At 66.7% G+C, this 17,341-nt stretch carries 15 protein-coding genes; 12 read left to right on the top strand and 3 right to left on the bottom strand.

Annotated features, from left to right (window positions below; genetic code table 11):
- Window positions 1–68: 68 nt before the first annotated feature.
- Complete coding sequence (locus ACWF4Z_RS09995) at window positions 69–1,616, bottom strand: PucR family transcriptional regulator (protein ID WP_452242607.1); 1,548 nt, start codon at window positions 1,614–1,616, stop codon at window positions 69–71.
- 90 nt (window positions 1,617–1,706) lie between these two features.
- Here ACWF4Z_RS09995 and ACWF4Z_RS09990 point away from each other — a divergent pair, with 90 nt between their 5' ends.
- The 4 genes from ACWF4Z_RS09990 (at window position 1,707) to ACWF4Z_RS09975 (ending at window position 4,981) form a co-directional block, all read left to right on the top strand.
- Complete coding sequence (locus tag ACWF4Z_RS09990) at window positions 1,707–2,972, top strand: NAD(P)/FAD-dependent oxidoreductase (RefSeq protein ID WP_452242606.1); 1,266 nt, start codon at window positions 1,707–1,709, stop codon at window positions 2,970–2,972.
- A gap of 250 nt (window positions 2,973–3,222) precedes the next feature.
- Complete coding sequence (locus tag ACWF4Z_RS09985; RefSeq protein WP_452242605.1) at window positions 3,223–3,654, top strand: GNAT family N-acetyltransferase; 432 nt, start codon at window positions 3,223–3,225, stop codon at window positions 3,652–3,654.
- Between the two features lie 55 nt (window positions 3,655–3,709).
- Window positions 3,710–4,111: a VOC family protein gene (locus tag ACWF4Z_RS09980; protein ID WP_452242604.1), complete on the top strand. Its 402-nt coding sequence runs from the start codon at window positions 3,710–3,712 to the stop codon at window positions 4,109–4,111.
- A gap of 102 nt (window positions 4,112–4,213) precedes the next feature.
- Window positions 4,214–4,981 carry a hypothetical protein gene (locus ACWF4Z_RS09975; protein WP_452242603.1) on the top strand — a complete coding sequence of 256 codons (768 nt, stop codon included), beginning with the start codon at window positions 4,214–4,216 and terminating at the stop codon, window positions 4,979–4,981.
- A 22-nt stretch (window positions 4,982–5,003) separates the two neighbouring features.
- On the opposite strand, the gene trxA is transcribed toward ACWF4Z_RS09975, so the two are convergent.
- Window positions 5,004–5,393, bottom strand: coding sequence for a thioredoxin (gene trxA / locus ACWF4Z_RS09970; RefSeq protein WP_452242602.1), 390 nt, complete (start codon window positions 5,391–5,393; stop codon window positions 5,004–5,006).
- Between the two features lie 148 nt (window positions 5,394–5,541).
- Window positions 5,542–6,417, bottom strand: a complete 876-nt coding sequence (locus ACWF4Z_RS09965) for an aldo/keto reductase (RefSeq protein WP_452242601.1) — start codon at window positions 6,415–6,417, stop codon at window positions 5,542–5,544.
- A gap of 660 nt (window positions 6,418–7,077) precedes the next feature.
- Between ACWF4Z_RS09965 and ACWF4Z_RS09960 the strand changes: the two genes are divergently transcribed.
- The 8 genes from ACWF4Z_RS09960 (at window position 7,078) to ACWF4Z_RS09925 (ending at window position 17,261) form a co-directional block, all read left to right on the top strand.
- Complete coding sequence (locus ACWF4Z_RS09960; RefSeq protein WP_452242600.1) at window positions 7,078–8,103, top strand: conjugal transfer protein; 1,026 nt, start codon at window positions 7,078–7,080, stop codon at window positions 8,101–8,103.
- A 49-nt stretch (window positions 8,104–8,152) separates the two neighbouring features.
- On the top strand, window positions 8,153–8,437 hold the full coding sequence (locus ACWF4Z_RS09955) for a hypothetical protein (protein ID WP_452242599.1): 285 nt from the start codon (window positions 8,153–8,155) through the stop codon (window positions 8,435–8,437).
- Window positions 8,437–9,138 (top strand): hypothetical protein, encoded by a 702-nt coding sequence (locus ACWF4Z_RS09950; protein ID WP_452242598.1) that lies wholly within the window; start codon window positions 8,437–8,439, stop codon window positions 9,136–9,138. The genes ACWF4Z_RS09955 and ACWF4Z_RS09950 overlap by 1 nt, the downstream gene beginning before the upstream one ends.
- Window positions 9,135–12,032: an ATP-binding protein gene (locus ACWF4Z_RS09945; protein ID WP_452242597.1), complete on the top strand. Its 2,898-nt coding sequence runs from the start codon at window positions 9,135–9,137 to the stop codon at window positions 12,030–12,032. The genes ACWF4Z_RS09950 and ACWF4Z_RS09945 overlap by 4 nt, the downstream gene beginning before the upstream one ends.
- Window positions 12,033–12,217: 185 nt before the next feature.
- Window positions 12,218–14,053 (top strand): hypothetical protein, encoded by a 1,836-nt coding sequence (locus tag ACWF4Z_RS09940; protein ID WP_452242596.1) that lies wholly within the window; start codon window positions 12,218–12,220, stop codon window positions 14,051–14,053.
- Between the two features lie 153 nt (window positions 14,054–14,206).
- Complete coding sequence (locus tag ACWF4Z_RS09935) at window positions 14,207–14,992, top strand: hypothetical protein (protein ID WP_452242595.1); 786 nt, start codon at window positions 14,207–14,209, stop codon at window positions 14,990–14,992.
- 15 nt (window positions 14,993–15,007) lie between these two features.
- Complete coding sequence (locus tag ACWF4Z_RS09930) at window positions 15,008–16,156, top strand: hypothetical protein (protein WP_452242594.1); 1,149 nt, start codon at window positions 15,008–15,010, stop codon at window positions 16,154–16,156.
- 46 nt (window positions 16,157–16,202) lie between these two features.
- Window positions 16,203–17,261: a M48 family metalloprotease gene (locus ACWF4Z_RS09925; RefSeq protein WP_452242593.1), complete on the top strand. Its 1,059-nt coding sequence runs from the start codon at window positions 16,203–16,205 to the stop codon at window positions 17,259–17,261.
- Window positions 17,262–17,341 lie beyond the last annotated feature (80 nt).

Here is a 17,341-nt window from a genome sequence, read left to right as displayed (position 1 = left end):
GTTACACCGGCCTGTGGCGTAGATCTCAGCCCGGTGGGGAACTAGGGCGTGTCTCCCGATCCCACGCCCTAGTGCTCGGTTCGCACGGCCGCGATCTGGAGCTGTAGCGCCAGACGCTCCTGGGGATCGGACAGATCGAGCGCTGCGATCTCGCCGATCCGCTTCATCCGATGCCGCAAGGTGTTCGTGTGCAGGTGCAGCTCCCGGGCGGCGCGCTGCGGTTGACCCGGATAGTCGAGCCACGCCTGCAAGGTCTCCACGAACCCGGTGTCGTGCTCGATGTCGTGCCGCAGCAGCGTGGCGAGCGGTCCGTCCATCTTGGTGGTATCCAGCGAGGTGACCGCTCGGTGCACAGTCAGTACGTGCCACGCTTCCTCGACGCGTAATGCGGGTCCGGGCGCGGCGCCGCGTCGTACCAGACCCAGCAACTCGACCGCCTCGGCCCGGGAGCTTGGGAGGTCGGCCGGACCGCGTGCAGGACCACCTGCCGCGGCGATCGTGCCGGGGGTGGTTTTGGCCTGCTCTGTGACCAGCTTGCGCAGCCAGGCCCACGAGCCGGGGCCTTCCGCGTCGGTGACCACGGCCAGCACCGTCCCGTCCAGGTCCGCGAGTTGAGGCTCGCTCCACCCGTGCCGGCGGCCTGTCGACTCCCACAGGTCGAGTTGCTGGGGCACGTCGTACCCCTCGGGCGATGCGAGGGCGACCGCACGCCATGGCGGCGAGGGGAGCCGTACGTCGACCGGACTGTCCGGTGAGAACTGCCGCAGGACCGTTCGCAGCCTGTCAATCGCACTCCGCCGCGCTACGTCCGCCTGCGCCCGCAGCCGGAGCAGGTGCAGCGCGAGCACCGAGGCGGCGTTGCTGAGCTCCGCAGTGACCTCAGCACTCACTGGACCGTCCACAACGGCCCAGATGGACCCCAGCCACTCGCCACCAGCCCGCACCGGTACGACGAGACGCGGGCGGATGCCGTCCGGTCCATCAGGCACCAGGAATGGCTCACTGGACCGCGCCAGCCGGCGGAAAATCCCACGGGCCCGGAAGTGCGCGATCACCTCGGCGGGCACCCGGCGGCCGACGATTGTGGAGACTCGGGTGGGGTCGGTGAAGTCCTGGCCGGAGGAGTACGCGAGGACGCGGGACTGGTTGTCTTCGATTGTGACCGGCGCGTCCACGATCGCAGCGGCCGCATCGGCCAGTGCGAACAGCTCCTGGTGGACTCCGGCGTCTCCGGCGGCGGGAGAGTCCGGTGCGGCGGCCCGATCGATGACGCCGCGCAGGAGCCAGACCACGTGTGCCCAGGTGACGCTCGGCTGCAGGGCGACCAGGGTGAGCTGGGACCGTTCGGCTGCCGTGACCACATCGGCTTCGCGGGCTAGCGCCGTACGAACGACGACTCCGGACGCATTGCCGGCCGCACAGCGCTCCACGAGCTCTACAGCGTCCTCTGCGCCGCGTAGACCGAGTCCTAGGACCAGATCGCCGGGCTGACCGGTCGCGGGCTCCTGGGGATCGGCTACGAAGACATCGCGCACTTCAGTGTCGCCTTTGCCCGCCACGACCACGTCGAAGAGGGCTGGACCGACGGCAACGACCAGGTCAGACGCAGTGATCATTAGGTTATTGTGCGCTCGGCACAGTCATTTGTCCCGTCAGTGGTGTGATCGCACCATGACAGCAGCTTGTTGACGACGCACCATCGATACATGGTCGCTGCAGGTTCCACTCATATCGTTCCCGATCGCGTCGCCGTCGTCGGTGCCGGCATGGTCGGCCTCGCCACCGCCTGGTTCCTCCAGGAGGCCGGCGTCGAGGTCACCGTCCTGGACCGTGAAGGCGTCGCCGCAGGTGCGTCGTGGGGTAACGCCGGCTGGCTCACGCCCGGCCTGGCCACCCCGCTGCCGGAACCGGCAGTCCTCAAGTACGGCGTCCGTGCGGTGCTGAGCCCCTCCTCACCGGTGTATGTCCCACCGTCGGCGAGCCCGCGGCTCCTCAGTTTCCTCACCCGCTTCGCTCGCAACAGCACCGCCGGACGCTGGAAGACCGCGATGGAGTCGCTGGTCCCGATCAACCGCCAGGCCCTGAACGCCTTCGACCTGCTGGCCAAGGCCGGTGTCGAGGCCGAGACGTACGAGGCGAAGTCGTTCCTGGCCGCCTATCGCACCGAGGCCGAGCGGAGTGTGCTGCTCGAGGAGATCGAGCAGATCCACGCGGCCGGCCAGGACATCGAGTTCGAGGCGATCACCGGCGACGACGCCCGCGAGATCGAGCCGTCGCTGTCCGACAACATCGGCGCGGCGATCCGTCTGCACGGGCAGCGGTTCATCAACCCGGGTGAGTACGTGCAGCTGCTGGCCGACTCGGTGATCGCCCGTGGCGGGCAGATCATCAGTGGGGTCGTGGTCAAGGACATCGTTGATGAGATCCGCGGCGTCCGGCTGATCACCGAGGACGGCGAGACCGACCCGTTCGACTCCGTGGTGATGGCGACCGGCGCTTGGCTGAACGGGCTGGCGCGGCAGTTCGGCGTACGGACCGTAGTGCAGGCCGGCCGTGGTTACAGCTTCAGCGTGCCGATCGCGCATGTACCGGCCGGCCCGGTCTACTTCCCGGCGCAGCGGATCGCCTGCACGCCGCTGGGAGACCGGCTCCGGGTCGCCGGGATGATGGAGTTCCGCAAGCCGGAGGCCAAGCTGGACCCGCGCCGGATCGACGCGATCGTCGAGGCCGCGCGCCCCCTGCTGCGGGACGCCGACCTGGACGCGCGCACCTTCGAGTGGGTCGGACCGCGTCCGTGCACGCCGGACGGCCTGCCGCTGATCGGCGCGACCTCCTCACCACGCGTCTTCGCCGCCGGCGGCCACGGCATGTGGGGCATCACCCTCGGCCCGATCACCGGCCAGCTCCTGGCCGAGACCATCACCACCGGCCGCGCACCGCGCGAGCTGGCACCCTTCAACCCGCTCCGATAGCGGAGTAACCCCCTTCGATAGAGGGATCTGCCGCCCGCCTCAGGCGGCGCCCTCCCCGGCTGACCACACCTCGGGCGACGACCCGGGTGATCAACCCGGACGGATTCCAGCACCCGTCCGCCGGCGCCACAGCGCGATCACCCCGCCCCGGTCAGCCCCAGGAGCGGGCCCTGGCAAGTAAATCTCCTGCCCAGGGCCCGCTCCCTCTTCTTTCCAGCCGGCTTCTCTCGGGTCAGCGACCATTTGCGGGATGACTGTCACTGTCAGCTGGACGATCGAGCCCGACCGCTTGACCGACCTGTTGGGGCTTCTGCACTCGGCATGGTGGATGGCCGACCGCACGCCGGACGACGTCGCCCGGATGCTTGTCGAGTCCGACCTGGTCGTCGTACTGACGCAGCACGTCTCCGATCGCGTAGTCGGCTTCGCCAGGGTGCTCACCGACTTCACGTACGTCGGTCTGTTGCTCGACGTGGTCGTGGATCCGGGCAGTCGGGGGACCGGATACGGCGCGACTCTGCTGGATGCTGTGGTCAAGCATCCGCGGCTGGCGCAGATCCGCAGCCTGGAACTCGTCTGCCAGCCCGAGCTGGTGCCGTTCTATCGCCGCTGGGGCTTCACCGATGAGGTCGGTCGCTCGCTCCTCATGCGCCGGACCACCGATTCTCGGCTGACGGGCTGAATTTTGTCGGTGCGGCCTGCGAAGGTGTTCCTCCCGATGACGAGGAGGGGTTGCCATGGCGCTGCGGTGGTATGTGACGGTGGTTGATTGTGCGGACGTGCGGAAGCAGGCCGCGTGGTGGGCGGAAGCTTTCGACTGGAAGACGGTTTACGAGAGCGACGAAGAGTGCGTGAACATCCCCGGCTGGGTGGATGAGAGCGCGATGCGCGACACCCCGTGGGAGCGGATCGGGCCAGGCATGGCGTTCGTGCCGGTGCCGGAGGGCAAGACGGTGAAGAACCGCCTGCACTTCGACTTCGCGCCGCACACCAGCCAGGATCGCGACGCCGAGATCGCGCGCCTGCTGGAGCTCGGCGCCACCCACGTGGACGTCGGACAGCCGGCCGATGGGTCGTTCACCGTCCTCGCCGATCCCGAGGGCAACGAGTTCTGCGTGCTCAGCTCACGCGACTCCTGACCGACCCGATTGCAGCAACCTGCGGACCCTGACTGGTTGCCGAACGCCCTCATCCGGGAGCACGATCAGCACCACGCCCACCAAAGGTGAGAGGCAACCCTGATGCCTGATCCCGACGAGACCGTGCCGACTCACGCCGTTCGGCCGCCTCCGAGCGCGCAAAAGTCGTGGGTGGAGACGGGCGGTCCGCGGATCGACGTGATCGCGCGGATCGCGTGCCTGTCGGCCGGTTGCGCCCTCGTACTCGCCGCGATCGTCGGCCTGTTCGTCGAGGTGAGCGTCGCGGGGCTCATCGCCGAGCTCGCCGCCGGTGTCATCCTCGTGCTCCTGCCGTCGGTGGTCGACCGGCTCCGCACGTTCAAGGCCGGCCAGTTCGAGATCCAGCTGATGGATCAGATCGCCGGCAACGCCCGCAAGAGCGCGGACATCCTGCGACGACTCGGCATGGAGTCCGAGCTCAACTCCTACGCCGCGATCTACACCGAGCTGCGTGGCGCCGAGCTGCAGGACGTCCGTGGGCAGCTCCTCGATCGGATTGTCCAGCGAGTCTCCAACGCATCGGCAGTCGAGAAGTTCGACCCCGCCGAGGTCAAGGACCTCTTTCTGTACGGCGCTCCCATCGTCCGCGTGCTCGCACTCGGATTGATGGAAGGCGACCTCTCACTGATCGACAGCGAGGTCTTGCTCGACGCAGTCACCCGACCGCTCACCGGCAACGAGCAGTATCACGCGCTGAAGGTGATCCTGGACGGCTGGGGCCGCCTGTCACCGGACGAACGTCGCGACCTCAGAGCAGCCGTCGACGCCAGCCCGCAGATCCGGTCCGGCGTGGGCAGATCCGCCCTGGCACAACAAATCCGGGAGCTCTGAGCGAGCTCCCGGATCGGGTGAACTAGTGCGTGTGCGGCTCGGTACCGTGCTCCGCCTCGTGGGCGGCGATCTGGGCCCGGACCTCTTCCATGTCGACCGCACGCAGCTGGCCGATCAGGTCCTCCAGGTTCGCAGCCGGCAACGCGCCCGGCTCCGAGTACAGGACGACGCCGTCGCGAACCGCCATCAGGGTCGGGATCGACCGGATGTCGAACGCTTGCGCCAGCTCGACCTGAGCCTCCGTGTCGACCTTGCCGAACGTGATGTCCGTGTGCTGGTCGGAAGACTTCTCGTACACGGGTTCGAACATCTTGCACGGGCCACACCACTCTGCCCAGAAATCAACCAGGATGAGGCCGTCGCTACCGACCACCTCGTTGAAGTTCTCCTGGGTCAGCTCGACCGTTGCCACTACGACCTCCGAAAGTAGACGACTACAGCGATCTCAACACCCGACCGCCCCCGAGTTGTTCCCGGGGGTACGACGACGCCCGCCCGCGTCGTCGTACCCCGCACGACTGACCGGAATGCGGAGCCGGGAGTGTGACCTGAGCCACGCCTCAGATCGGCATGTCCACGAAGGGTGACTCGTAGTCACCCACCTCCTGGAGGATCGAGGCGGCCGCCTCCGGGGTCAGATCGGCGCGCTCGCGCTCAGCGACGATCATCTGCCGCAGCAGCCGGGTCTCGCCGGCGGTTGCGAGGCCGGTGATCTCGGGATGCCCGTTCAGCAGCCAGGCGGTCGCGGCGGTGATGTAGCGCTGCTCGTCGAACGGCCGGTACCAGGTGTCGTACGACTTCTCCTCGCCGTCCTTCCACCCTCGCCGGGCGATCATCTTGATCGTCATCAGGGCAGCGTCGGACGCCTTGACGGCCTCCACCAGGGCGGCGTAGTCGGCGGCGTACTGCGGGTCGGTCGAGAGGCGGTAGTTCAGCGGAGTGAGCACGCTGTCGAAGTCGAAGCGGCGCAGCCCCTCGGTGTGCACGGACGGCGCCTGCGCGGTGTGCCCGGTGATCCCGATCGCCCGGACGAGCCCTTCCTCCTTGGCCCGGATGGCCGCCTCCAGCGAACCACCCTTGCCGGTGACGAGATCGAGATTCTCCAGATCGCAGACCGCGTGCATCTGAATCAGGTCGACGTAATCGGTCTGCAGGCGCTCGAGCGATCGGTTGATCTCGCCCCAGGCCTCGTCGTACGTGCGGCGGCCGGTCTTGGTGGCGAGGAAGATGCGGTCGCGCATGTCGGCCATCCGCGGGCCGAGGCGGAGCTCGGCGTCGCCGTAGTCGGCGGCGACGTCGAAGTGGTTGATGCCGGCGTCCAGCGCTTCCTGGATCGCGGCGTCGGCCCGATCCTGGTCGACGGCGCCCAGCGCCGCGGCACCGAAGATGAGCACCGAACTCTCGTGACCGAGTCTGCCCAGTCGGCGAGTTTCCATCCTGGTCTCCAAAGGGGTAGCAGGGGTTACTTGAACCTTATGCCCGCGGAAGGCGGTGGCAAGCGGTTGTCCACAGGGCAATTTGACCCCCTCGCCACGCGAGAGTTTTCCACAGGCAGGTCCGCGGATCGGTTACTATGCGTGATCAGTTGATGCGTTCTTTTACCCTGGTGTTCGCACGGATTTTCGAATCTGTCCGCCGCGTGTGGCAGGGTTTGCGCTGCCCGATCGACCCGAGCGGGCATGGGAGAGGAGCTATGACGACGGTACCGAAGGTGTCACGCTTGCCCGATGAGGGTGACACTGCCCGCAAGTGGGGTAACAGTATGGCTGCGGGGAGCGATGGAGCATCCGGATCCTGGTCTCAGGTCTCCCGGTGGACAGTTGCTTGCCGTATCCTCCCGGCTACTGTCCGCATAACTGCTGTCTGAGGGGCGGGTAGCGATGAGTTGGTGGCGAACGTTGCTGAATCTGCCGCCACAAGGTGAGCATTGGTCGGACCAGCGGCGTACGAAAAAGGCGGGTAAGCGCCCTCAGAACACCGCACCGGAGTGGTGGGCCCACCCCGATGGACCGGTGTCACCCACCCCTCGGCAGGCACAGGGTGTAGCGGCGCAGTATTCGGCACCGCAGAGTCCGCCACCGCCGACCGGTGGCGTGATGGCACCGCCGCGCCGTCCTTCCGCGCATCCGCCGCAGGACTCCCAGCCCGGCCATCGCCCACCCGAGCGTTTGAAACAACGGTCGCCGCACGGCGCGCACGCGGCGCCGGTTCCGACCCGCGAGGTGCTCGAGCCCGGCCAGGCTCCGTGGTCGACGGAGCCGGAGTCGTCGTTCTCGACCTGGGCCCGGCGGTTCTTCCGCGGCCTGGTCGTCGTTGTGCTCTTGTTCGCCGCGATCTCCGGTGTCCGGTCGTGGATCTCTCCGAACCGCGCCCCGGAGACGGTGGTCGGCGGGCAGAGCAGTTTCCCGGCCGATGACGCCCGCGCCATCGCGACGCGGTATGCCGTCTCTTACCTCACGTGGGACGAGGGCAATCCGGATGCGCGGCCGGCGCAGGTCGGCCTCGATCTGGCCGCTGGACTGGACAGCCGCGCCGGCTGGAACGGTCGCGGCAAGCAGACAGCCTCCATTGCGTATCCAGGTGAGGTTAAGCCGGATTCGAACGGCATCACCGCCGTGGTCGACGTACGGGTGCAGGTTCAGTCCTTCACGAAGAAGGGCTCGAGCTGGGCCGCCGGCCCGTTCACCTGGCAGCGCCTGTCCGTGCCGGTCGCGCGGACCGCGGCGCGGGTGGTGGCCAGCGGGCCGCCGACGTTCGTACCGGACGAGCGGGCGCCGCTCCCGGACAACATGCCGCAGGCCGGTGCTCCGGATGATGATGTAACGGCGGCGACGCAGAAGGACGCGGAGGCGTTCTTCAGTGCCTATGCCGAGTCCGACAACAAGGTGTCGGCGGTGACCGCGCCGGGCTCCACCATCCGCAGTTTGAACGGTGCGGTGAAGTTCGGCGAGCTGAAGGACTGGCAGGTCTTCACCGGCAACGACGACGAGCGGCGGGCGACCGCGGCCGTCACCTGGGACGGGGCGGGAGACACCACCCTCGACCAGACGTACACGCTCACGCTGAGGCGTACTGTCGCCACGGACGGAGCACAACGATGGCAAGTGGCAGCCGTCGGATGACACCAGCGACGAGCCATCGGATGACCGAGGCAACGAGGGAGACACCGCAATGATGCACGAACTGGCTGCGAGCGTGGTTCAGCTCGCCGCGCCCCTGGCCGACGCCAACGTCCCCACGGGTGCGGATTTCAAGGACTGGGTCCTGGTCATCGCGGGGAACATCTTCATCGCCATCCTCGTGCTGCGCGCGATCGGGCACTACTTCAAGCGCGAGTGGGGCGAGCTGTTCGGCCACATCGCGGCCGGAGTACTGGTCGGTGGGCTGATCTACGCCAACAACCAGACCATCAATGTGCTCAAGGGCTTCTGGGGATTGCTGTCCGGAGGTAATTGATGCGCGTCGGCCGTACCCTGACCCACCACTTCGAGATCGAGACCCGGCAGTACGACCTGCTCGGGATCGACCTCGGAGAAGGCGCCCGTCGCCGGATGATCATCTTCGGCGCGGTGATCATCGTGCTCTGGGTGGCATTGCTGTACCCGTTCATCGGGATTCCGCAGAAACCCACCGTCAGCCTGTACGTCGTTCCGCCGTTCGTCATCACCGCCTTCGGCTGGCGGCCGGGCAAGTTCCACGACCGTCGCCGCCGGGTGACCGAGTGGGCGCTGGCCGTCCGCTACGCGCTGCGTGCCCACCGCCCGATCATCGGCCTGGGTGCTCGCGCGGCCGACAAGACCGAGTACCTGCCGTGGCGTGACCGCGTCGCGACCCGGAAGGTCGCCGACCTGGCCAAGGCCAGGGTGACACCGGAGTGGGAGCGCGAGGCCGTGGTCGAGCTGGATCCGATGGTCCGCGCCGGTGCGGACATCACCGTGAACCAGCGCGCCCGCCTGCTCGGGGCGGACCACGTGCAGAAGGTCAGCCGCAGGAACTCGTCCGGACGTGCGCGGACGGAGACACTCGCCCGACCTGAGCTCGCCGGCTCGGACCGACTCGTTGGTTCGGACCGACTCACCGGTTCCGAGCTCGCCGGTCCGGAGCGACCCGTTGGGTCGGAGCGACTCGTTGGTTCGGAGCGGAAGGGGCAACGATGAAGATCGCTGACAAACTCCTGAACCTGGTCGGCGTCGGTCGTGAACGCGGCCTCCCGCCGCCACGTCTGGTCGCCATCGCCGACGGCCTGTTGGTCACCGAGCGAAGCGCTGAGGCGTGGTTCCTGATCTCCGTGGCGAACACCGACCTGGCCACCGAGGCCGAGCAGGACGCCGCCCTCGACGCCGCGGTGAGCGCCGCCGCCACTATCCTCGGCGACCGCCTGAGCCACCTGAAGGTGGTCTGGGGCCGCTCGACCGGCGCGGACTACATCGACTCCATCGCCGGTCACTACCGCCTCGGCGACCACGAGGCGTGGGCCCAGACCAGGGCCGACCGGATCGACGAGATGCGCATGCCCGAGCGGTACGTCGCTCTCGGCGTCCACCTCAGCGACCGCGACCCGCGGGCGACCGCGCAGGTCCGCGGTTCGATCAGCGACGCCCTCGGTACGACGTCCTGGCGCGTCAGCGCCCGCGAGCTCGCCCACCTGGACGAGCGCGTCCGCAAACTGGGTCGCCAGCTCGGCTCGACCGTGTGGCGCGCCCACACCGCGCCGGCCGAGGTGATCTCCTGGCTGATCAGCCGAGAGATGCACCGTGGCGCCGTTGCCGCGCCTCGTCGCGGTCTGATCACCGGTGCGTCGCTGGCCCGGCTGACGTCCGGCCGAGTGGTGCCCTACACCGACCATCTGCGGATCTACGACACGCGTGGCCAGATTGCGGCGTACACGACCGTTCTGGCGATGACCGACTTCCCTGAAGAGCTCGAGACGCCAGGGCCGGGGGAGTGGCTGCGTACGCTGTCCGAGATCAAGGCGATCGACGACGAGGGTGACGAGATCGACGTCACCGTCGAGGCGTCCGTCCGATTCCGGGTGCTGACAAAGAAGACGGCGCGGCACCTGGTCGACGAGACCCGCAAGAGCGCCAAGGAGCAGCGCCGGTCCGCCGCCAAGGGCACGGCCGAGGAGACCGCGGACGAGATCGTCGAGACCGAGCGGATCATGCGTGAGGTCAAGCGCGACATCAACCGCAGCGGCCTGACGCTGGTCGAGGACCACCCGCGCCTACTGGTCAGCGCGGACACCCGCGAGGACCTCGACGCGTACGTCGACGCCGTCATCGCGCACTACGCCGACCGCGGCATCACCGTGGCGCCGGGTGCGGACGAGCAGCGTGATCTCTGGCTGGAGTCCCTGCCAGGTGACCAGTTGCGCGTGCCTGACCTCGGACACGTCCGTGAGTCGACCGCGTTCTTCGGGTCGTGGTTCTGGGGCGGTGCGTCTATCGGCGACGCTACCGGCCCAGCAATTGGCTATCTGACCGGCTCTACGCCCGGTCTGGTGCGATTTGATGCCGCTGCGGGTTCTGCGCTCGGTGACGCGACAACGACGCTGTTCTTGGGCAGGTCCGGTCGTGGAAAGACCACAGCGGCGATGCTGGGTGGTCTTGACTCCGCCTTCGCCGGTGCGTGGGTGCCGCTGCTCGACCTGAAGGGTGACGCGGCCGGTGTGTCCGCAGTCGCGGCGGAGTACGGCGTACCGACTGCTGTTATCGAGATCACCGCCCAGTTCTCCGGTGCGGCCGATCTGCTCCGGGTTTTGCCTGTTGACGATGCGCTGCTGCAGGCGCCGTCGCAGTTGATGCTTTTGCTGCCTCCACACCTGCGTGGTGCCGCTGAAGCTCCAGTGGTGGCCGCGACGCGTGCCGAGATCCAGTCACCCGACCCGTCGTCGTGGGGCGTGATCCAGCGGCTCTGCGCTTCCGAGTCGGAGACCGTGCGTACTGTCGGCTTCGCTTTGCGCGACCTGGTCGAGACGGGCCTTGGTTCGGTCGTGGCCGGACCACCGTCAGGCCTGTCGTCGCTGACCACCAACCCAGGCCTATGGGTCGTGCAGATGCCCGGCTTGACCCTGCCCTCACCCGAATCGGCACCAGAGTCCTGGTCACCGATCGAACGTGTCGGCATGGCCTGCCTCCGCGGCTGCCTCGCCTGGATGGTCCGTACGACCGGCCGCCGCGAGTTCCGTGGTCGCTCGAAGGTCGTCATCGTGCCCGAGGTCCATTTGCTGACCAAGACCCCCGACGGTGCGTCCTTCCTGGACTACATCGCCCGTGTCGGCCGCGCCCTCGGCGCATCCCTTGTCCTCGACACCCAGGACCCGGCCAGCATCCTGAAGCTGCCTGGTCTGGTCGAGCAGATCACCACCCTCTTCGCGTTCAGCCTGCGTTCCCGTGAGCAGGTCGACTCACTCCTCGAACTCCTCGGCCGGCCGCAGACCCCGCCGTACCAAACCTTGGTTCGCGGCATCAACACCGCCGCCAACGGCAAGTCCATCCGCCACGGCCACTGCATCATGCGCGACCGCTGGGACGAGGTAGCCACCGTCCAGATCGACATCCCCAGCCAGCAGGTCGCCGCCCTCCTCCGCACCACCCCCGAATCCGAACACGCCAACCAGCCCGCCCAACCGGTCCTGGAACCCCAACCCCCCGAAGACCCCTTCGCCGAAGACTACGAAGACTCCCTAGAACCAGCCGCCACAGCCACAGCCCAAGCCGAGGCCCACACAGCCGAGCCCCCCGCCCCGGCCCCCGCCCTTCAGGACGCCATCACCCCACCCCCCACCAACGGCGTCCCCACCCCCGCGGCCCACGCAAGCCCCACCCCGGCCCCAGCCGCCTCCCCGCCGACAGCTCCCCCCGAGCCCACACCCCAAAACGGTCACGCCACTACCAACGGCCAAGACCACCACCACCCACCCCGCTACGAATCCCCCATAGGCCCCGACGAGGTCTACGACCAAGAAGCAGACGAAGCCGCCTACAACGAGGCGATGTACCAACCCGCCACCAGCGAAAAACCCCCCACCAACAAGGAACACGTCGCATGAGGTGGGCCAAACGCCTCCGAACACTGGCGACCGTCGTCTGCGTCTCCTTCATAATCACAGCCCAACTAGCCCTAGCCGCCGACCCAAACCAAGGCCCAACAAACCCCACCGGTTTCGCGGACCTACTCCCAACCCCCGACCTGACCCACGGCGACACCCGAACCCTCTTCGAGCAGTACAGCCCGATGGCCTATGGGTTGGACTTCGACACCGGTCTGTCGGACACGTTCAACATGATCTTCAACGGCTATGCCTACCTCGTGATGATGTACATCGTCGCGATAACGCGAGCGGCGATCTCCGTGGGTTGGTGGCTCTTCTCCTTCACTGACGTGAAACCCTTGACGGATGCCACCTCCGCCACGATCGGCGCGACCGGAACTCAGTTGGTTGGTTGGCTGCTTCCTTCGGCGTTGGCCTTCGGAGCAGTGGCGGCGTACACACAGCGACGCGCGACTGGATCTGCGTTGGGGCAATTGGTGTGGGTCTTCGTAGCAGGCGTTCTGAGTATCAGCTTCGCCCTCGCGCCTGCCACCTGGCTCCGTGGAGTTGATGGCGCGAGGCAACTGGGCGCCGGTGCAGTTATGACAGCCTCGTCAGAGGCTTTGGGGCCGACAATGCAGAGCCCGCTGCCTTGGCCGGAGCCTGGTTTCACAGGTACCCCACGGGACACATTGCTGCGAAAATCGGCAGATGCAAGTTGGCGAGGGTTCGCTGTAACTCCTTGGTGTATTGCGGAATTCGGTTCCATCGCAGCTTGCGAGCGATACGGAAAAGGAATGCTCGACGTTGGCGTCAATCCGAAAGATCGATCGGACTATGTGAATAAGGTTGTCATTCCCGCCGAAGGTGGCGAGGACTCTCCAACGGCCAAGTGGGTCAAGGGCGACAACCCGTTCGGGCGGACCGCTGTGGTCATGCTCGCTGCGATCGCGGCGACGTTGTTCGGCTTCTTGAACATAGGTTTGGCGTTCACCGCGTTGATGGCGTTTATCGGCGCGTTACTGCTCCTGGTTGTAGGCGTGTTCTTTGCCTGCCTGTGGATAATTCCCGGACGCCCCCGCCAGTGGGGTCTCAATTGGTTCGAAGCCCTGGTCGGTCTGGTGCTTCAGTCATTCCTGGCAATGTTGGTCTTCGGTACAGCACTCACTCTGGTCACAGCGGTCTTCACATTGACTGGGACGCTTGGTTGGCTGCCGGTAACCGGTCTGGCAATCGCGGTCCTGATCGTCGGCTTCAGGCTTCGGCGGTTGTTGGACAGTCTGACGACGATGATGCGTCCAGGTGCAGGCAGCATCATGCTTGGTGGGCTCGCTCGGCGTGGTGCCATGGGGGCCGTTCGAAGGCTCATGGGTGCCTTGAGCAGTCGTGGAGCCACACCGGCACCTGCTGACCGGAGCAGGGATCGCATTCGGCAATCGGACCCGAGTCCGCAGCGGGTTTCATCTACGCGGGTTTATCGTCAGGCTCCCGTAGCTGGTTCGTTGTCACGCGGGTCCTCGGCGAGTTCGCCGTACGAATTGACGACTGGTGCCGAGCGACGCCGGACGGATACGACCTCGGCGCCTTCCGGTGGCACGGGGCCTGGCGGCCAAGCGGCGGCGGGTGCTGGTGGTGTCGGTGGCGGAGGCAGGTTGGGCACGAATGGTGCGCCAGCTCGTAGCACGTCCGCACTGAATCTCGCGAGAGCGCGCACACAGTCCCAGGGCGAGGGACGGCGGACCATCTCGGTGTCGGCCGCCGGCGTTGCCTCCACCGGAGGTTCTGCTGCGGCGACGGGTTCGCGTGGTGCATCGGCCGAGGCTCAGAAGGCTCGGCACTCGCGGCGTCCGATCCCTACGCCTACCAACGAGGTCAGGTACGAGCCGCGGATTCACACGCAATCGGCAAGCCTGCGGGAGGGGCCGCCGAAGGGCCAGCGGACCCGGCGCAAGTCGCCGGCTTCGTCCCAGCGCAGGTTCCGCGAGTATTCCGCGGTCACCAAGGACGGCGTGACGGTGCACGTGCCGACGCGCAGGTGATGTCCGATGGCCAGGAAACCACGCTCACCAGACGACCGCCGCGAAGGTGCGCGCCGGTCACGTCATCGCGCCCAACAACCTAGCTCCTCCGAGACGGACCGCGACGAGTCAGGCCGGACCCACCCCGACACGCCTGATGGTTGGCGTTCGTTGATGAGTTCGGATTATGACTATCCGGAGGAGATTGACGAGCTGAGTGGGCGTGAGCGGCGTCGGGCCAAGAAGACGTGGCGGCGTGACGATCACTTGCAGCGGATGGCCTGGTTGCGTAGTCAGCGGCAGGCTGAGCCGGTTAGTCCCGTGGTCATCGTCGTACTGGTCGTGGTGCTGGCCGTCGTCATCCTCGGTCTCGGTGGCGGGCTGCCGCGCCTGTTCGGTGGCAAGGGAGGCGGCGACGGTTCGCCCATCAGTTTGCTGACCCCTGGGCGTTCGGTGGTCCTTCCGACGGCGCCATCGAATCCGCCGGCAGGTCAGCCGACCTCGTCCACGACCACTGCGCAGTTGACCACCCCACCTCCGGTGACACAAGGTCCGTCGTCGGAGGCAACAGCGCTGGCTACCGACGTGGTCGGTGCCTGGGCCAGGTTGTTCTACACCCGCGATCCGAGCGCGGAGAGCTACGCCGCGTTGGTGGGGAGGAGCGCCAAGTACATGACCGACGAGGTCGCAGCCAGCTTCACCTCGGCGGGGGATCCGACGTACGACGCACTCAAGAACGACGGCGGGAAATCGACAGTGCTCGCGGCACCGGTGACCGCTCCTCCGGCCAACGCAGACGCACCGGTCGACACCCCGAATCGGATCACCCGGTTTGTGAAGGTCACGATCGACGTCACCGGTAAGCACCCTCAGCGCTTCGACGTACCGCTACTGATCTCGCTGGTGAATCAGAACGACCAATGGGTCATCAGCGACGTGTCGGGCGGTACCGGGCCATGACAGTGGGGGTCTGCGATGTTCGACGAGCGTGACCTCGGCCGCGGGTTCATGGCGGTCGCGAGCCGCGGGGTGTTCATCAAGGGCGCCGCTGTACTCGCGGTTGTCGGCGTCGCGAGTCTGTTGATGCTTGCTCCGTTCGGTGGTACGTCGCAACCGCAGGCGGCCTGTCTGCCGGGGATTCCAGGTCAGGCCGACAACCCGAGTTCAAACGCTCCGCTGCGTGCCCAGCAGGTTGCTTTCGCCAAGCTCATTGATCAGGTCGCGGTACAACGCGGCTTGCCCGGCAAGGCGACGCTGATTGCGTTGATGACAGCGCTCGTCGAGTCGGATCTACAGAACATCGCGTTCGGTGACGCCGACTCCGTTGGTCTTTTCCAGCAGCGGCCTGCTGCCGGGTGGGGCAGAATCGCGCAGATCATGGACCCGCACTACGCGACGGAGGCGTTCTTCGGCGGCGCCGAACCGCCGGATCCGCCAGGATTGGTCGACATCAACGGGTGGCCGTCCATGGCGCTCGGGGATGCGGCGCAGACCGTCCAGGCATCTAAATTCCCTGAGCGGTACGCGCAGCGCGAGCAGGAAGCACGGGAGATCGCGTCGCAGGCGGGCATCGATCTGACCCGCACCGGAAACCCGTACGCCGGCCGGGCCGGCGCGCCTCCTCCGGACTCCGCCAATGAAGGCGTTCAGCAGGACGACGGCAACTGTGACCAGACCGGCGGCCTGATCAGCGGTCAACCGGTCAACGGAGTCTGGCCGGAGCAGCAGCAATCGGTCACTGACCCGACCGGCACTGGTGGTCTGGTCACCCCGCGTACGGCGGCCTGGGTCGCCCTGGCCCGTCAGAATCTCGGCACTCTCAGCATGAGCTGCTGGGACGCGCATGCGTGGAATCCGACCAGCGATCACCCCCGCGGGAAGGCCTGCGACGTCATGGTCGGAACAGATGCCCGAACGTCGGCGCCCGCCAGAGCCCGCGGCGACCAGATCGCCAACTGGGCCATCAAGACAGCCGGCCAGACCGGCGTGCACTACGTCATCTGGTACGGCAAGATCTGGTCAGCCCGCCGCGGCACCTGGATCCCCTACAACGGCGGCGGCGTCTACGACCCCACAGACGCCACCGGCGGCCACTTCGACCACGTCCACGTCTCTCTGTACTAATAATGGACTGGACCAAACCGCCCACTTTGCAAAAGGAGCGCTACCAATGACCGGCCCCAGCGAGCCGAACGACGAACACGGTGACTGGGCCGGTGGTTCCGATCCGGGGACCCCACCACCTCCGAATTTCGGTCTTCATGGCGGTCAGCCGCCCCGCGAGTTACCGCCAACCAGCGGCAATGGAGCCGGGCCAGAATCGCGGGGGGCGGCGTACCTACCCGAACCCTCGGCGTGGACGTCATTGCTGACCGGGATTCCATGGTTCTTCTGGAGCCTAGTTCTGGTTGTTTGGGTTGCAGGTGCGATTGGCTTTGGCTGGGGCTGGATCGTTGTCGTCGTCTGGATCCTGTCTGGTGCGGTGATCTTCGTCGCTCCGGCTGAGCCTCTCTTCGCCAGGTATCTCTTCCGATTGCGCCAGCCGACTCTGATCGAGCAGGAGCGCCTCGGACCCATCTGGCACCAGCTCCTCCGGCGCGCGGAGGTTCGGCACGCGAGATTCTCGCTGTGGATTCAAGAATCCGACGACGTCAACGCGACTCCCACGCCAGGCTACGTAGTGGCGGTAACAAGGTGGGCGCTGTACACACTGCCTCCATCACATCTTGAGGCAGTTCTGGCACACGAGCTCGGGCATCATCTGGGGGGTCGCTCGTGGCTGAGCATGCTTAACTTCTGGTACTCAATTCCGGCCCGTTGTGGTCTGGTCGCCGTACGGGCCATCGCCAGGTTGATGAGGCGAGTCCCGGCGCTTGGGTGCATCATCGGTGGATTCTTGGCGATGGCATACATCGGATTGATCCTTGCCGTCTTCGCATTGGGACACGGATATATTTGGCCCTTCTTGTTCGTGACGCCGTTCATCGCGCCTCCTCTGCTTGCCTGGCTCAATCGATGGCAGGTCAGGCAGGCCGATCAAAAGGCGGCGCGGTTGGGCTACGGCAGCACGCTCGTGCAGGTTCTGTACGGCTGGCAGATGCAGCATCAGCAGATGCTCGGCCGAGACGAGAGTCGTCGAAGTCAGGTGATGTCAAGCATGCCTTCCCTCACGGACCGAGTTCGCATGCTCGAGCAAACTGGCGGGATCCCTCCACGTGCATGGGGCTGACCGATCGGGTCCTTGACAAGCCATCGTTGCGCAAACCTTTGGACCACCGGCTCGCCCTTCTGGCTGGCGTGGTCGCGCAG

This window comes from Kribbella sp. NPDC055071 (assembly GCF_053608045.1).
Note: the sequence above shows the minus strand (reverse complement) of the source record. Positions and strands in the feature narration are given on the sequence as shown.

Bases quoted from the DNA above. Each gene is read 5' to 3' on its own strand.
- ACWF4Z_RS09995 (WP_452242607.1), bottom strand. From the start codon at position 1,616: ATGATCACTGCGTCTGACCTGGTCGTTGCCGTCGGTCCAGCCCTCTTC.
- ACWF4Z_RS09990 (WP_452242606.1), top strand. From the start codon at position 1,707: ATGGTCGCTGCAGGTTCCACTCATATCGTTCCCGATCGCGTCGCCGTC.
- ACWF4Z_RS09985 (WP_452242605.1), top strand. From the start codon at position 3,223: ATGACTGTCACTGTCAGCTGGACGATCGAGCCCGACCGCTTGACCGAC.
- ACWF4Z_RS09980 (WP_452242604.1), top strand. From the start codon at position 3,710: ATGGCGCTGCGGTGGTATGTGACGGTGGTTGATTGTGCGGACGTGCGG.
- ACWF4Z_RS09975 (WP_452242603.1), top strand. From the start codon at position 4,214: ATGCCTGATCCCGACGAGACCGTGCCGACTCACGCCGTTCGGCCGCCT.
- ACWF4Z_RS09965 (WP_452242601.1), bottom strand. From the start codon at position 6,417: ATGGAAACTCGCCGACTGGGCAGACTCGGTCACGAGAGTTCGGTGCTC.
- ACWF4Z_RS09960 (WP_452242600.1), top strand. From the start codon at position 7,078: ATGGCACCGCCGCGCCGTCCTTCCGCGCATCCGCCGCAGGACTCCCAG.
- ACWF4Z_RS09955 (WP_452242599.1), top strand. From the start codon at position 8,153: ATGATGCACGAACTGGCTGCGAGCGTGGTTCAGCTCGCCGCGCCCCTG.
- ACWF4Z_RS09950 (WP_452242598.1), top strand. From the start codon at position 8,437: ATGCGCGTCGGCCGTACCCTGACCCACCACTTCGAGATCGAGACCCGG.
- ACWF4Z_RS09945 (WP_452242597.1), top strand. From the start codon at position 9,135: ATGAAGATCGCTGACAAACTCCTGAACCTGGTCGGCGTCGGTCGTGAA.
- ACWF4Z_RS09940 (WP_452242596.1), top strand. From the start codon at position 12,218: ATGGCCTATGGGTTGGACTTCGACACCGGTCTGTCGGACACGTTCAAC.
- ACWF4Z_RS09935 (WP_452242595.1), top strand. From the start codon at position 14,207: ATGAGTTCGGATTATGACTATCCGGAGGAGATTGACGAGCTGAGTGGG.
- ACWF4Z_RS09930 (WP_452242594.1), top strand. From the start codon at position 15,008: ATGTTCGACGAGCGTGACCTCGGCCGCGGGTTCATGGCGGTCGCGAGC.
- ACWF4Z_RS09925 (WP_452242593.1), top strand. From the start codon at position 16,203: ATGACCGGCCCCAGCGAGCCGAACGACGAACACGGTGACTGGGCCGGT.